Annotated in this window: 11 protein-coding genes; 5 read left to right on the top strand and 6 right to left on the bottom strand. The window is 59.9% G+C overall.

Annotation, left to right across the window (positions count from 1 at the left end; translation table 11 throughout):
* Window positions 1–338: 338 nt before the first annotated feature.
* From R5M92_RS01025 to fhuB, 3 genes are all read right to left on the bottom strand, one after another.
* Window positions 339–1,100, bottom strand: coding sequence for a metallophosphoesterase family protein (locus R5M92_RS01025; protein WP_346797168.1), 762 nt, complete (start codon window positions 1,098–1,100; stop codon window positions 339–341).
* A gap of 103 nt (window positions 1,101–1,203) precedes the next feature.
* Window positions 1,204–1,764 (bottom strand): DUF421 domain-containing protein, encoded by a 561-nt coding sequence (locus R5M92_RS01020; RefSeq protein ID WP_346797166.1) that lies wholly within the window; start codon window positions 1,762–1,764, stop codon window positions 1,204–1,206.
* A gap of 85 nt (window positions 1,765–1,849) precedes the next feature.
* Window positions 1,850–3,850, bottom strand: a complete 2,001-nt coding sequence (gene fhuB / locus R5M92_RS01015; RefSeq protein ID WP_346797164.1) for a Fe(3+)-hydroxamate ABC transporter permease FhuB — start codon at window positions 3,848–3,850, stop codon at window positions 1,850–1,852.
* 202 nt (window positions 3,851–4,052) lie between these two features.
* On the opposite strand from fhuB, the gene R5M92_RS01010 reads away from it, so the two are divergent.
* Both R5M92_RS01010 and R5M92_RS01005 read left to right on the top strand, forming a co-directional pair.
* Window positions 4,053–4,985 (top strand): siderophore-interacting protein, encoded by a 933-nt coding sequence (locus tag R5M92_RS01010; protein ID WP_346797163.1) that lies wholly within the window; start codon window positions 4,053–4,055, stop codon window positions 4,983–4,985.
* Between the two features lie 115 nt (window positions 4,986–5,100).
* On the top strand, window positions 5,101–5,868 hold the full coding sequence (locus tag R5M92_RS01005; protein ID WP_346797161.1) for an ATP-binding cassette domain-containing protein: 768 nt from the start codon (window positions 5,101–5,103) through the stop codon (window positions 5,866–5,868).
* A 40-nt stretch (window positions 5,869–5,908) separates the two neighbouring features.
* Here R5M92_RS01005 and R5M92_RS01000 read toward each other — a convergent pair whose 3' ends face one another.
* Window positions 5,909–7,564: a multidrug ABC transporter permease/ATP-binding protein gene (locus R5M92_RS01000; RefSeq protein WP_346797159.1), complete on the bottom strand. Its 1,656-nt coding sequence runs from the start codon at window positions 7,562–7,564 to the stop codon at window positions 5,909–5,911.
* A 207-nt stretch (window positions 7,565–7,771) separates the two neighbouring features.
* On the opposite strand from R5M92_RS01000, the gene nfo reads away from it, so the two are divergent.
* Window positions 7,772–8,617, top strand: a complete 846-nt coding sequence (nfo, locus tag R5M92_RS00995; RefSeq protein WP_346797158.1) for a deoxyribonuclease IV — start codon at window positions 7,772–7,774, stop codon at window positions 8,615–8,617.
* Between the two features lie 32 nt (window positions 8,618–8,649).
* Window positions 8,650–9,849 (top strand): nicotinate phosphoribosyltransferase, encoded by a 1,200-nt coding sequence (pncB, locus tag R5M92_RS00990; protein ID WP_346797156.1) that lies wholly within the window; start codon window positions 8,650–8,652, stop codon window positions 9,847–9,849.
* A gap of 65 nt (window positions 9,850–9,914) precedes the next feature.
* Here the strand turns inward: pncB and R5M92_RS00985 are convergent, their stop codons facing one another.
* A complete protein-coding gene (locus R5M92_RS00985) occupies window positions 9,915–11,888 on the bottom strand; it encodes a ligand-gated channel protein (RefSeq protein ID WP_346797155.1) in 1,974 nt (657 codons plus the stop codon).
* A 498-nt stretch (window positions 11,889–12,386) separates the two neighbouring features.
* On the opposite strand from R5M92_RS00985, the gene R5M92_RS00980 reads away from it, so the two are divergent.
* Window positions 12,387–13,796 (top strand): PhoH family protein, encoded by a 1,410-nt coding sequence (locus R5M92_RS00980; RefSeq protein WP_346797154.1) that lies wholly within the window; start codon window positions 12,387–12,389, stop codon window positions 13,794–13,796.
* 112 nt (window positions 13,797–13,908) lie between these two features.
* Here R5M92_RS00980 and R5M92_RS00975 read toward each other — a convergent pair whose 3' ends face one another.
* Window positions 13,909–14,898, bottom strand: a complete 990-nt coding sequence (locus R5M92_RS00975) for a YihY/virulence factor BrkB family protein (RefSeq protein WP_346797152.1) — start codon at window positions 14,896–14,898, stop codon at window positions 13,909–13,911.

Raw genomic sequence — 14,898 nt, 5'->3', positions numbered from 1 at the left:
TTTCTTACACAACATAGCCAAACGCTTACTTCTTTAGGGCTAGCCTTTCTTGCTGAAGGCACCTATTATTGAATTTTCCGCACGAATGTTGCGGCGCAACATGAAACATTCACCAACGAACCATAATAAAAATTGTCCCTAGCCTTCTATGGAGTAACGCCATGACTCAGTCAGTCACAGCCAAGTCTCAGGAATGCGGTATCATGGAATTTTGGGCTCAACACGCCCAGCAGCAGCGCGCCGCTTTCGACGCCATCGCCGCCTACCTGCGTTAACGTTAGCCGAACGCTAGCCATCAGAAATGCCTCGTCCTGCGACGAGGCATTTTTTTGCGCCTCCTACACTTCCACCACCAAACAAGGCTCGAACAGTGCTGGCTCGAACTCCTCGGGGTAGCCACCAGGGTTTGCCAGGATACGGGTGCCGCTTCGTTCCATGTCTACCGGCTCGTGTACATGACCGTGTATCCATAGCGACATCTGGCCCATCAACTGTGGTAGATGCGAAGCAAAGGCAGGTGAAAGCGGATCTCCCTGATATTGTTCGGGTATACATTCCGCCAATGGCGCGTGGTGCGTGATCACAACGGTTGGGCCCGCGAATGGCTGTTCCAGCATTTGGGTAAGCCAATCCAGGGCCTGTTGATGCACTTGGCAACTCACTTGCGGTGTGAATGTCACGCCCGGTGATGACTCGACGATACGAAAATCGGGCATGTAGCGCAGTGCCCTCGCTTCCGTTGAGGCGGCGTCATGGGCAGGATCATCGCGGTAGAGATTGAAGTCGGTCCATAACGTCGTGCCGAGAAAACGCACGCCACCCAGCGTAGTCGCACTGTTATCCAGCAGGGTTATGCCGTGAAGGGCCGCCTCCCTGGCCAATTCCTCACGCCTGAGCGGCATGCAAGAGTCGTAGAATTCATGGTTACCGGGAACGTAGAGAATCGGGGTATCGGCAAAGTTCTTCCGCGCCCACGCCATGCCTTCGGCGGCACGATGGATATCGCCCGCTAGCACCACTGCATCGACCTCTGCTTCCGGTATCTCACGCCCTTGGTCGAAATATTCCAGATGGAGGTCGGAAAGCACCCTTAGCCGCATCGTTGCCCCTTTTTTCTCGGATACTTTTATCTCTGGTTACTTGATCATTCACGCTTTACCCTTGGCTTCAAGGCAAGCCCATCGAAGAAGCAGCCACCTGACATCAGGATTTCGACGATGACCCGAGACGCGATTCAGGCGAACCGGCGGGATAAAGTCCTTCAAGCGCCGAGCCCGTGGTGGGCGCCTCGTTGGAGGGGACCACGCTGAACGAGCCATCGGTTTCAAGCACTACCGCTTCCAGTTCCTCCAGCCGGGCAAAGCCCGAGGATCGTGCCGCGGCGCGCACTTCGTCTTCGGTGACGCGGGCGCTTTTCAACGCCTGGGGCAATAGTGAGCCCTGATAAAGCACCAGCGCCGGCTCCCCCGTAACCAGCTGCCTTACCCACCGAATACGTACGCTTGTCCAGGTGACAACGTATTGCATACCGATCAACAGGCTCAGTGCCAGCACACCCTGAACCAGCGAGACGTCCTTGCTGAGCAGGATGGTAGCGAGCGTGGACCCCAGTGCCACGGTAACCACCAGGTCGAAGGCGTTCATCTTCGACAGGGTGCGTTTGCCCGAGATGCGTAACACGAAAACCAGCGAGACATACGCCATCACGCCGATGATGGCGGTACGTAACACCGGCTCCCAGCCATCGAAAAATATCTTTTCCATAATTGTCCTCGTCATTCCTTTGGTCATTCTTCAGGGTATGTCATGGCGAGCCGTGTGACGAATCACGCAGACTTTACGGTGTTTCTCACAGTCGGCGTAGGCCCCACATGAAATAGGCACCGCCGATCAACGAGGCGACCAGACCTGCCGGAATCTCGTAGGGGAAGATCAATTGGCGCCCCACCCAGTCGGCCAGCACCATCAGCAGCATGCCGATCAAAGCCGCTCCCAGCAGATGCCACCCCGCTCGCGAAAAACCCACCAGACGCGCCATGTGCGGCGCCAACAGGCCGACAAACGAAAGCGGCCCCACCACCAGGGTGGCACAGGCCGTGAGCAGCGCCACCAGCAACAGCAACGCCAGCCGGGCATGATTGAGTGTCACCCCCAGCGCCCGTGCGGTCGGCGCACCCAAGGGCAGGATATCCAGCCAGCGGCTGAAGGGCAGCGTTACCACCGCCAACACGGCGGCAATCCCGCCCACCACCAGCGCGTTAGGGATATTCACGTAATAGGTGGAACCCGCCAGCCAGGCGATCACCTGCTGACCGCGCGGGTCGCCGCCCGCCAACAATACACTGCGCACGGCATCGAACAGCGCACTGATCGCCACCCCGGTGAGCAGCAGACGCTCAGGCAGAAAACCACTCTTGCGGTTGATCCCGATGAGGATCAATAGTGTCGCGAACGCCCCCAGGGTTCCCACGCCAATCAGCATCGTGTTGGAGGGCGCGGGCAGCAGGAAAATGCCCAGTATCAGCGCAATGGCGCAGCCACCGCTGATACCCAACACTTCGGGGCTGGCCATGGGGTTGGCCGAAAGGCGCTGCAGAATCGTCCCTGCAATGGCCAGCATCAACCCACTGGCAGCCGCTGCCATCACTCGGGGAAGACGCCACTGCATCACGCTCCAGTCCGTTGGCGACAGCCAGTACCAACCATCGATGCCCTGCCCGAACAGCAGGCCAAGTACCGTGGCGCCTAACAGCGCGAGAAGTAAACCGATGGCCAGGCGTGACGGTGCAGGATGGCGATGAGCGAAGACTCCCGCCCCTTGCGGTGGCCGGTCTCCCTGCAGTTTCAGGCGAGGAATCAGCCACATCAAAAGTGGCGCCCCGAGTGCTCCGGTGACCGCTCCGGTGGGAATCAGCGTGGCCGCCATGCCGGAAAACTGCTGCAACAATAGATCGGTGGTGGCCAACAGTACGGCACCCAGCAGCGTCGACCAGAGCAAGCGCGGCCCCAGCCGCCGCGCACCGGCCATGCGTACGATATTGGGTGCCGCCAGGCCGATGAAACCGATGATACCCACCACGCTGACGATGCTGCCGGTAATGAATACGGCAAGCCCCATGCCCGCGAAACGCAGATGGCCAAGGGAAACCCCGAGGCTCCTGGCGCTGGCGTCGTCCAGTTCCAGCACCGCCAGGGGCCGAAGCAGAAACCACGCGGCGACACAACCGATGGCCAGCCGTGGCCAGAGCACCGCGACCCCGTCCCAGCCGTTTTGCGCCAGCGATCCCGCCCCCCAGATCAGCAGCCCCGAAAGGGCCTCGTGGTTGAACAACAGCAGCGCCGTGCCAAGCGCGCCGAGATACAGGTTCACCACCAGCCCCGCCAGCACCACCACCATGGGGGCCAGTCCACGTCGCCAGGAGAGTACGAAAACCAGGCCGACCGCCACCCCGCCGCCAACCAGGGCGACCCATTCACGCCCTACCGACAGCAGCCCCGGTGCCAGCAGGGTCGCCGTCATCAAGGCCAGGTTGGCCCCGGATGCCACGCCCAGTGTGGTGGGCGATGCCAAGGGGTTGCGCAGCACTTGCTGCATCAATACCCCGGCAAGCCCCAGGCCGGCGCCCGCCAGCAAGGCAACCGAAAGCCGCGGCCACCAGGCGTAGTGCAGCAGCAGCTCATCGACATCTTCAAACGAAGGTGCCACCAACGCCTGCACCCCCAGCGCAAGGCCGCCCTGGTCGTGCAGGCCCAGCCAGAACAGCACCACCAGCGGCAGGCTAAGAAGCAGGCAGGCTTTTGCGGGCGATACTCCGCGCACCGCCCGGGCCAGTGTTGCAGCGCTTAGCATATCGTCTTGTCTCTCGTAGCAGCCGGACACACCATGAACAGCGCGGCTGGTAGCGGGGTCGATCTCAACGCCGGTTTCAACGACATCGTCTGCGCCTTAGCATTTTCGCAACGTCTCGCAACGTCATAGCGGGAATAAATACATGATTTTAAATGATAACGATTAGCACTACAATTGATACCCTGGTAACGGGAGACACATCATGGCCGCACGGCAGAATTACCGCATTTTCGACATCACGCTTTCACGGCGCACGCGGATCAGCGCATCGCTGGTTCGGTTCACCTTTAGCGGCCCGGAAGTCGAGCAGATGGCGACCTATGCCCCCGATCAGCGCGTCAAGCTGTTCTTCCCCGAGGGGCCAGACAGTCTCGACGCTCTGTTCGAGATCGCCAAGCATAATGAATATGACTGGTATGGCGCCTATCGCGCCCTGCCTGAGACCCTGCGCCCGCCGATGCGTACCTACACCATCCGCGAACTGCGCGCTGAGTGCGCCGAGGTCGATGTCGAATTCGTGCTCCATGGCGATAGTGGCCCCGCGTCGCGCTGGGCGATGCATGCCCAACCGGGAGATCGCCTCGCCATGACGGCCCCCGCCGCTAATGTCGAAGGTGCAAAACTTGGCTATGAATGGAAGCCGCCCAGGAACGTGCGCCGTATTCTCGTCATCGCCGATGAAACCGCCCTGCCGGCAGCGGCGGGAATTCTCGAGAGCCTCGACGACCTGCCTTGCAAACCCAAGGTCGAGGCATTGATCGAAGTCCCCCGCAGCGATGACACCCAACCCCTGTCTCAGGCCGGCAAGTTGCGCTGGCTCGCCCGGGATACCGAGTCAGACTGCCACCATGGCGAATTGTTGATGCGAGCGCTGCGCGATATCGACTTGCACCGGGAAATTCGCGTATTGGGTGGTCGACCCTCGACCAGCACCGGCGATGAAGATAATGAGGAGAGTGAAACAACGTTTTGGGAGCCCGCCACCGCAGACGACAGCGCTCCCTTCTACGCCTGGATTGCCGCCGAAACCAAGGTGGCCATGCAGCTGCGCCGCTACCTGCTCAACGAGTGCGGCCTGCCCAAACAGTACGTTACCAGCATGGGCTATTGGCGCCTGGGCAAGCCCAGCAGTTGAGGCTTTTCCGAGAACGGAACTGCTCAAGGTGAATTCTCCATTTGCATATTAAAAATGAGAACTATTAGCACTATAATAAAGAACTTCAATGCTTCCCTATCGTCAGGAGTCATGCATGTTCGAGGTCAAGGGCGCTACCTTTGAGATCAATGGCAAGCCGATCCTGAAGCCCATTGAGCACACTTTCCTGGAAGGCAAGGTATACGGTCTGATCGGCCATAACGGCTCGGGCAAATCGACCTTGATCAAACTCATGGCACAGCAACAGCCGGTAAGCCAAGGCGTTATTCACTTCGACCAGCGCCCGCTGAACGAGTGGGGCTACCGCGAGTTCGCTCGTCAGGTGGCTTACCTTCCCCAGCACCTGCCCAGCGCCGAGAACCTGACCGGGCGCGAACTGGTGGGCTTCGGCCGCTACCCATGGCACGGCCTGCTCGGGCGCCACACGCAGAAAGACAAGAACGCCGTGGAGCGCGCCATTGCGTTGACGCATACCGAAGCGTTTGCCGACCGCCTGGTCGATACCCTCTCCGGCGGCGAGCGCCAGCGGGTCTGGCTCGCCATGCTGCTGGCCCAGGGCAGCCGTTTCCTGCTATTGGACGAGCCGCTGGCAGCGCTGGATATCGCCCATCAGATGGAAGTACTGGCGCTGATTCGCAAGCTCTGCGACGAGCTGAATCTCGGGGTCATTATCGTGCTGCACGATATCAACATGGCGTCGCGTTACTGCGACGAACTGATGGCGCTGCGCCATGGCCGTCTGCTCGCCCACGGCAAGCCTCATGACATGATGCGCGACAGCACGTTGGAAGCGATCTACGGTCTGCCCATGCAGGTCATGAAGCATCCCAACGGAGACCATCGGATCGCGGTAGCCCAATAGCCTCTTGTACGGTTCAAGTGGTACGGCTCACGTGTACGGCTCAAGAGTTGATCTGGGCCACCGCGTCTTGGCTGGCCAGCTGCCGCTGCTCGCCGGACAACTCTCTCAGTTGCCCGCTGGACATCTCCAGCAGCCGGTCGGCGTGGACGAAATAACTGTCGTCGTGGCTGATGGCAAACACGGTCTTGCCCATCCCCCGCAAGCGCGGGAGAAGCTCGCGGTAGAACAGCCGCCGGAACTGCGGGTCCTGGTCCGCCGCCCACTCATCCAGCAGCAGGATATCCCGCTCTTCGGCAATCGCCAGCAGCAGCGCCAGGCGCTTGCGCTGCCCTTGCGACAGCTGCGTATTGGTTACCCGATCATCCTGCCACTGCAGCTTCTTCTGCATTTGCAGGCGGGAAAGCCAGTCCGCCACCAGTGTCGGGTCCGCCGCCTCTCCCTGCGGCCCCATGGCTTGATCGAACTGGTGAAAATCGGTGAACACAGAGGAGAAACGCGCTCTGAATGCGTCCCACTGGGCATCGGTCAATACCTTGCCATCGACCTTGATTTGCCCGCTCTGCGGGCGGTACAAGCCCGACAGCAGCCGCGCCAGCGTCGATTTACCGCTACCGTTACCGCCGATCAGAAAGACCTGCTCGCCACGCTCCAGGGTGAGGTTGATAGGCCCGACCTGAAACCCCTCCCCCTGGGCACCGGCGGGATAGTGATAGGCGATGTCTTCGAGCTCCAGGCGCTGCCACCCTTCTAGCGTGTCATCCACGCCGAAGCCAGGCTGGTACGCCGCCAGCTCGAGACTGGCCAGCTTGTCAAACGCCACCTGAGCGCTGATTAGTGTCGGCCAGGCGCCCACCGCCTGGATCAATGGCGTGCGCAGGAACAACAAGGTCAAGGCAAAGGTCGCCGCCACGGAAGCGCTGGCCCAGCCCAGGCCGTTGGCCAGAAAGAACGCCACCCCGATAGCACCCAGCATCATGATGTTGGCCCAGTTGTTGGCACTTAGATGATAGGTATCGGCACGAATGATGTGATGGCGATAGACCCCCGCATCGGCCTCGAACTGCTCATGAAAGAAACGCCGTGCGCGGTCGCGGTTGAGCGCCAGCTCCTTGCGCCCCTCGATGGCCGCCTGGAAATCGCGATACAAGCCATCCTCGCTTTCGCGCACCAGGTTAAAGTGGTGGTAGACCCGCGACACCAGCACCCAGCCCACCACCATGGTAAAGATGATCCAGAGCGCCGTGACCGCCAGCATGGCGGGGGCCAACCACGCCAGATACGCTACCGAGGCCAGGGTAAGCACCACCCCCTGCACCAGTTCGGGCAAGCGCACGAAGGCGATGGTGATATTGCGGACGTCGCTTGACAGGCTGGCCAGCAAGGTGGCGCTACCCACCCGCTCCAGTCGCTCGATATCGGTATCCAGTATGCGCTTGACCAACCGCGCACGCAGGTCATAGACAAAATGGTGGCCGAGCAGGGTGAGAGCCAGCTGGGTGCCCAGCGTTACCGCCAGCAACAGCACCAGCAGCCCGAGAAACTGGGGCAACGCCGAGAGCGGGCTTCCCCCTTCGATCATTCGCTGATTGATGAAGGCGATAACGCCCACCCCGAGGCCCGCACTTGCCAGGCTCAAGCCCATCGCCCCCAGGAAAGGCCAACGATAATGACGAAACACGACGCGCAGCAGTTCCATGGGGCTCCTTGTCTTCTGGATGAAAAGCGCTGAAGTTTGACGCACTGCCAAGCGATGTCAACACAGGCAGTCGCTCGCGCTTACCTGTAAACTAGGTTGCCTGAACAAACGACTCGGCTGCCGACTGCAGGGTAGCCATGCACGGCGGACTGGATAGGCGCTGTGTCGTGGCATCATCGCCAGCCGTCACCATGACCAGGAGACATCATGAAATATGTGGGCGCTCATGTCAGTGCCGCTGGCGGTCCGGATCAAGCCGTTGCTCGCGCCGTGGAAATCGGCGCCAACGCTTTCGCGCTGTTCACCAAGAACCAGCGACAATGGAAAGCCAAGCCCCTGACCGACGAGGCCATCGCGGCCTTTCGCACGGCATGCGACGAACACGGCTTCGGGCCGCAGCAGATCCTTCCCCACGACAGCTATCTGATCAATCTTGGCCACCCGGATGCGGAAGGCCTGGCCAAGTCCCGCGCTGCGTTCCTGGATGAATTCCAGCGCTGCGAACAGCTTGGCCTCACCCTGCTCAACTTCCACCCCGGCAGTCATCTGAAGAAGATCAGCGAAAGCGAGTGCCTGACCCGGATTGCCGACTCCATCAACGAGGTGCTGAGCCAGACCCGGGGCGTCACGGCAGTGATCGAAAACACCGCCGGCCAGGGCACCAATCTGGGTTGGCGCTTCGAGCACCTGGCCGAGATCATCGAGCAGGTGGAAGATAGATCCCGCGTGGGAGTGTGCATCGATACCTGCCACGCCTTTGCCGCGGGCTACGACCTGCGCACCGCCGAGGCGACCCATACCACCTTGGATGAGTTTGGCGCCGTGGTGGGATTCGATTACCTGCGCGGCATGCACCTCAACGATGCCAAGAGCGAATTCGCCAGCCGGGTCGACCGACACCACAGCCTGGGCAAGGGAAATATCGGTGCAGCCGCCTTCACCACCATCATGCGCGACTCGCGCATCGACGGCATTCCGCTGATACTGGAAACCGTCGAGCCCGACATATGGCACGAGGAGATCGCCTGGTTACGCGAGCAGCAAGAAGCGTGAACCGCCCCTATCGACTGACTAAGGAAGGCGCCATGACAGCCACCTATCGCGACGGCCCGATCATCACTTCGCTGCTGGATACCGACTGGTACAAGCTCACCATGATGCAGGGGGTACACCACAAATACCCCAATGCCAGTGTGACCTGGGAGTTTCGCTGCCGTAACTCGGAGGACCTGGCGCCCTATCTCAGCGAGATCCGTGAGCGTATCGATGAACTGGCCATACTCAAGCTCAGCGCCAATGAGTCGGCTTATCTCGGCACGATCCCCTACCTCTCGCCCGACTTCATCCGCTTTCTGGAGCTGTATCGCTTTCGTCCCGAATACGTCGACGTCTTCATGGAGGGTGAAGAGCTGTGCATCGTCATCGACGGCCCCTGGTCGCACAGCATCCTGTTCGAGATCGTGATCCTGGCGATCATCAGCGAAGTGCGCAATCGCGTGCTCTACCCCGAAGTCACCATCGAGCAGGCGGTAAGCCAACTACGGCGCAAGCTCGATACCCTGCGCCACGACTATTCGCCGGAACAACTGGCGGGTTTCAACCTGGCGGATTTCGGCACCCGCCGTCGGCTGTCCCAGCCGGTACAGGAAGCGATCATCGGGGTATTGAGCCAGGAATTTCCAGGCAACTTCGTCGGTACCAGCAACGTGGATATCGCCCGACGCCATGGGCTCGCCCCGATGGGCACCATGGCGCATGAATGGATCATGGCCCACCAGCAGCTCGGCAGCCGCCTGGTGGACAGTCAACGCGCCGCACTCGAGGCCTGGGTGCAGGAGTATCGCGGCCATCTCGGCATCGCGCTGACCGACACCATCACCCTCAACGCCTTCCTGCGCGATTTCGACCTCTATTTCGCCAAGCTTTTCGACGGCCTGCGCCACGACAGCGGCGACCCGCTGCTCTTTGCCGAGAAGTGTATCGGCCATTACGAGTCGCTGGGCATCGACCCCCAGAGCAAGACCTTGATCTTCAGCGATGCCCTGACCTTCGACAAGGCGATGCAGATCAAGACGACCCTGGACGGCAGGGTCAAGACCAGCTTCGGGATCGGCACCAGCCTGACCTGCGATGTGCCCGGCCTCAAGCCGATGAACATGGTGATCAAGATGGTGGCGTGCAACGGCCAACCGGTCGCCAAGATTTCCGACGAACCCGGCAAGACCACCTCACGCGATCAGGGCTTCGTCGATTACCTCAAGCGGGTATTCCAGGTGGAACACTGACGAACCCCGAGCGAATGACCGTAAGCAATATTGCCTGCCATGAGGTCCAACTCCATGGAGCATGGTCAAAAATCAACACTCAGACCCAGCCAATAACGCCGTCCATCCTCCACGTAGCCGTACTCGTCGTAGGTTATCGACTCATCGAACAGATTGTATACGCCGAACAGTAACTTGGCGCTACCCGTCATTTGCCAGGCGCCACCGGTATCCACGAAGGTGTAGGAAGGCGCCTGCAGGGAGCTGGAAGAAGGCCCTTCCACCGGCTGGCTCTCCTTGCCGCGATAGGTCACACGCGCCCAACCGTTCAGCCGCTCGGTGGGCGTCCAGTCCAGTGTGGTACTGACCTGGTGCTCGGGCAGCTTGGTCAATGGCTGGCCTTTGTACTCTCCACTTTTCTGTTCGGAATCGGTATAGGTATAGCTTGCCGAAAGGGCCAGGGTATCGGTCAACGGCGTTGCCAGCGTCAGTTCCACACCCTGGGTGACGGCTTCATCCACGTTGATACGGTAGGTGGGGTCGGAACCGAACTGATTGGGCCCGGCGGCGCAGATCTCCTCGGGACACGTCACGCGAGTGATCTTGTCCTCGAAATCGTTATGGAACACAGTGGCCCCGGCGCTCAGTCCGGCAGGCGCCGTATAGAGCAGGGCCAGCTCCTTGTTCAAGGAGGTTTCCGCTTCCAGGTCCGGGTTGCCGTAGACGTTACCACCACGACTGATCTGCCCCCAAGCGGGAGTGATTTCTCGCAGGTTGGGCGCACGGTAGCCGGTGGAAACGCCACCTTTCAATGTCCAGCGCGGGGCGGCGTTCCACACCCCGTAAACTCTCGGGCTCACATGGCTGCCGTAGTTCTCGTCATCATCCAGACGTATCCCGCCGGTCAACGAGAACGTATCGGTAAGCAGCCACTCATCCTCCATGTACAGCGCCCATTGATTGTTGCTGACCTCGGTCAGGTCGGAAATCTGGTTGCTGGTGTTATCGGTCAGCTCCTCTTTCTGGTAGTTGGCGCCCAAGGTAAGTACATGCGCCTGGAACGGCATCACCCATTGGGTGTTGGCTACTGTGTTGGTGATCTCCATGTCACGGCCGTGGTTCTCGGTCGTTTCGCGCTGAACATAGCTGTTGGAAGTGGCAATACCCCAGCGTCCGGTATGGGTCAGAGCGACGTGTTCGCGATCGTGCTCACTGAAGCTATCGGAGCAACCGCCCCGGCAGCCTTCCGACGGCGCCGAACGCCCGATGTGTGACGCGCGATCCTGGTTTTCCACTCCTGCTTCCAGGGCAAGATCATGATCTTCCGTGGGCGTCAGGGTCAGCCGCGCCGTCAGGCTCTGCATGTCCTTCTCTTCATACCCCTCCTGGATGTCATCCTCCTGGCGATGCTGGTACTGTCCGTACACCTGCAGACCGAGCAGGCCTTCTCGCAGAGGGCCGGAAACGTAGACTTGGCCCTGCTGGGCATTGCCCGAATCGCTGTCTTCCTGCAGCGTGGTTTCCACACGCACATTACCGTGCCATTCGTCCGCCACCTTGCGCGTGATCACGTTGATGACGCCGCCGATGGCATCCGAGCCGTAAAGTGTCGACATCGGCCCACGAATCACCTCGATACGCTCGATGGCGGTCAAGGGGGGCAGCCAGTCCTGCTCGAAACCGGCACTGCCGTTGGGCCGTGATTCCCGTGACGACTGGCGCCGGCCATCCACCAGCATCAAGGTGTATTGAGAAGGCATGCCCCGCATGCTGATATCCACCCCGTTATCGCCTCGCCCACCTCCGGTCACGATGACGCCCGGCACGTTGCGCAAAGCATCGGTAATGTCCCGGTACGCCTTGTTCTCCAATTCCTCACGGCTTATTACGCTGATGGAGGCCGGAGCGTTATTGACGGCCTGCTCATAGCCTGAAGCAGTCACCACCACATTACTGAGGGCCACATCGGAAGGGGCTGTTGCTGCCTGGGCGTGGGCGGCGGCACTCGCCAAGCCGGAAACCACCATCACGAGCGTCTTGAGACGGGGGGAATCGATCATGAAGCCTATTTCTCCTTGAATGTTCCGTTGCTCTGTTGTTCCGTTGCTGCTGTCTTCATCCAGAATCGACTTCAGCCGGAATCGAGTAATATTGATGCAATAAAAATGATAACTTTTAGCATTCGCATCTTCATGGCATTTTGATTAGCTTGCAATGAAACGCTTCGTTGCAAGGAGCGAAACGCCACGCTTCCAAGGAGACGGCACAAAAGCCAGATGAATTTACAAATAATTGATATAAAAAAATAAACGATGTTTTCCTGGTTTTTCCGCATGGCTTTTATCGCGGTTTTTCACTGGAAAACCGGCGCAAACCATCTCATGCTGAGAACCGCACCACCCTTTTCATTTATTCATGAGAGGAGAAAAAGAGGAGCCAGGAGAAGCGGTAGCGTTGATACATCAGGAATCGACATTGGTAAAAGAACGTTTGTCACATGACCGTAAGATGTCAGTGCCAGTGTCGATGAGGCAGTCAACCGAGGAGTGCTCCCCCCAATGGTAAGACTCGACAAGAAGGCCACCCGGCTATACGTACTCGACACCAACGTACTCATCCACGACCCTGCCGCGCTTTATCATTTCGATGAGCACGATGTGGTCATTCCCATGACCGTTCTCGAAGAGCTGGACAAGCACAAGAACGGCATCCGCGAAATCGCCCGTACCGCCCGCCAGATCAGCCGTACCCTTTCCGATCTCACCAGTGACGTCTGTTTCGACGAAATACAGCAGGGCATCCCCATTCCGCGCCTTACCGGCGAAACGGGCCGTCTGCGCTTTCTCTGCTACCAGGACCTGAAGCCGCTGGATAACCTGGAGGACAGCCCCGATAACCGTATACTGGCCGAGACCTGCCGCCTGCGCGATGAACGGCCGGACGCCTCGGTCATTCTGATAACCAAGGATATCAACCTGCGCGTCAAGGCCGCGGCGCTGAAGGTGCCGGTGGAGGACTATCTCAGCGACCGGGTCTTCGACGACTCGGATGCCATGATCGAAGGTGCCAAGGTCTATGCCGGGGCCGGCCAGGATGGCCTGGGGATCTGGGAAGCACTGGATGTGGAAGTGAAGGTGGAGCGTCTCGACCACCATACCTTCTATCACCTGACGGGCGATATCCCGCGCGACTGGCACGTGGGCATGCTGGTCTCGGATAGCGAAAACGGAGCCGACTTCGAAGCCATCGTTCGAGAAATGGGTGCGAGCAGCGCCCGTTTGCAGCTGCTGACCAACTACCGCCACCACGCGGGCGTCTGGGGAGTCCACGCCCACGACAGCCGCCAGAATTTCACCCTGAATCTGTTGATGGACCCGGATATCGATCTCGTTACCGTCGCCGGCAATGCGGGTACCGGCAAGACGTTCATGACGCTGGCGGCGGCATTCCAGCAGACCCTGGATGCCAAGCAGTTCGAGCGCATCGTCTTCACCCGTGCCCCCATTCCCATGGGCGAGGACATCGGCTTTCTCCCCGGCACGGAAGAGGAGAAGATGTCGCCGTGGATGGGGGCCTTCCACGACAACATGGATAACCTGCTGCGCAACGAGGAGGGAGAGTCCAGCTGGGACAACGGTGCCACCCGGCAACTGCTGGGATCACGCGTGCAGATCCGCTCGCCGACCTTCATGCGAGGGCGCACCCTGAACGATACCTTTCTGATCATCGACGAGGCGCAGAATTTCACACCCAAGCAGCTCAAATCACTGATCAGCCGGGCCGGGCGGAACACCAAGATCGTCTGCCTTGGCAATATCGGCCAGATCGACACCGCCTACCTCACCGCCAACACCTGCGGCCTGGCGGCGGTGGTGGAACGATTCCGCGATTGGCCCCATGCCGGCCATATCATCCTGAAGAGTGTGGAACGCTCACGTCTGGCTCTTGCCGCCGAGGAGCTACTGTAAAGCTTTCGCCTTCCCTTTCCGGCCTTTTCACCGGCGCGCTGCTACCGCGCCGGTTACGGATGACCCCTTGGCGAAACGCTCTCCAGGCATCAAGCCTAGACAGACCTCAAGCCTAGTGGTGATTCCCGTGCTTGCCTTTCTTTCGAAAACTGGGGTGCTTGTTGCCTACGGTGTCGGCGGCATAGGCGCCCCGCTCGCCCATTGGCCTCTCCTTTCCCACCGTCGAGTCACGACACGTCTGGCGCTCCATCTCGCCATTGATTTCCGCTCCCATCAGTACCGCGAAGGCGGAGAGCCAGAACCACAGCATCAATACCACCACCGCCCCCAATGAACCGTACAGCTCACTGAAATTGGAAACGTAACGCACGTATAGCGACAACCCGCCCGAGCCCAACAACCAGAGAAAGGTCGCCAGCATGGTACCGATGCTGATCCACTCCCAACGTGGGGCACGCCGATACGGGGCAAACCGGTACAACATGGCGATCACCAGGCTCATCACCACCAGCAGTGCCGGCCAGCGTAGCCAGCCGATGATCATGTCGTAGGGGCTTGCCATGCCCACAAGCTCGATAGCCAGGGGCAAAATGGCGACGAAGGCGATACTGACAAGAGTCATGACGATCAAACCCAGGGTCAGCGCTGCCACCATCAGATTACGCATGACAATGCCGCGCTTCTCCTCCTCCCCATAGACAGCGTTCAGACCGACCATAAGCCCCCGCACGCCCTTGGAGGCGACAAACATCGCGACCAGGGTGCTGCCGATGGCGGTAATGCTTAAGCCCGCCTCGGTATTTTCCACGACCTTACGGGTCTGCTCGTTGATCAAGCTGGCGGCGCCGGGCGGAATGAAACGGCTCACCTCCTGCATCTGCTGGCTAATATCGGCTGGGTCCAATAGCACCGCCCACAGGGCTATCACCGCGGCTATTGCCGGAAACAGGGCCAGGAGCGCATAAAAAGCGACTCCCGCCGCCAACAAGGTGACACGGTCATATTCCAACTCTCGCTTGACGCGCCATACGATATCCAGCCAACCGGGAGAAGGAATATCTTCCGGCCCTTCGGCACGCCGACCACGCTTCTTGTTATGCAC

Origin of the sequence: Halomonas sp. Bachu 37 (genome assembly GCF_039691755.1) — a bacterium.
Taxonomy (GTDB): Bacteria; Pseudomonadota; Gammaproteobacteria; order Pseudomonadales; family Halomonadaceae; genus Vreelandella; species Vreelandella kashgarensis.
Note: the sequence above shows the minus strand (reverse complement) of the source record. Positions and strands in the feature narration are given on the sequence as shown.

Excerpts from the sequence above, each read along its gene's own strand:
- R5M92_RS01025 (WP_346797168.1), bottom strand. The coding sequence starts at position 1,100 with ATGCGGCTAAGGGTGCTTTCCGACCTCCATCTGGAATATTTCGACCAA.
- R5M92_RS01020 (WP_346797166.1), bottom strand. The coding sequence starts at position 1,764 with ATGGAAAAGATATTTTTCGATGGCTGGGAGCCGGTGTTACGTACCGCC.
- fhuB (WP_346797164.1), bottom strand. The coding sequence starts at position 3,850 with ATGCTAAGCGCTGCAACACTGGCCCGGGCGGTGCGCGGAGTATCGCCC.
- R5M92_RS01010 (WP_346797163.1), top strand. The coding sequence starts at position 4,053 with ATGGCCGCACGGCAGAATTACCGCATTTTCGACATCACGCTTTCACGG.
- R5M92_RS01005 (WP_346797161.1), top strand. The coding sequence starts at position 5,101 with ATGTTCGAGGTCAAGGGCGCTACCTTTGAGATCAATGGCAAGCCGATC.
- R5M92_RS01000 (WP_346797159.1), bottom strand. The coding sequence starts at position 7,564 with ATGGAACTGCTGCGCGTCGTGTTTCGTCATTATCGTTGGCCTTTCCTG.
- nfo (WP_346797158.1), top strand. The coding sequence starts at position 7,772 with ATGAAATATGTGGGCGCTCATGTCAGTGCCGCTGGCGGTCCGGATCAA.
- pncB (WP_346797156.1), top strand. The coding sequence starts at position 8,650 with ATGACAGCCACCTATCGCGACGGCCCGATCATCACTTCGCTGCTGGAT.
- R5M92_RS00985 (WP_346797155.1), bottom strand. The coding sequence starts at position 11,888 with ATGATCGATTCCCCCCGTCTCAAGACGCTCGTGATGGTGGTTTCCGGC.
- R5M92_RS00980 (WP_346797154.1), top strand. The coding sequence starts at position 12,387 with ATGGTAAGACTCGACAAGAAGGCCACCCGGCTATACGTACTCGACACC.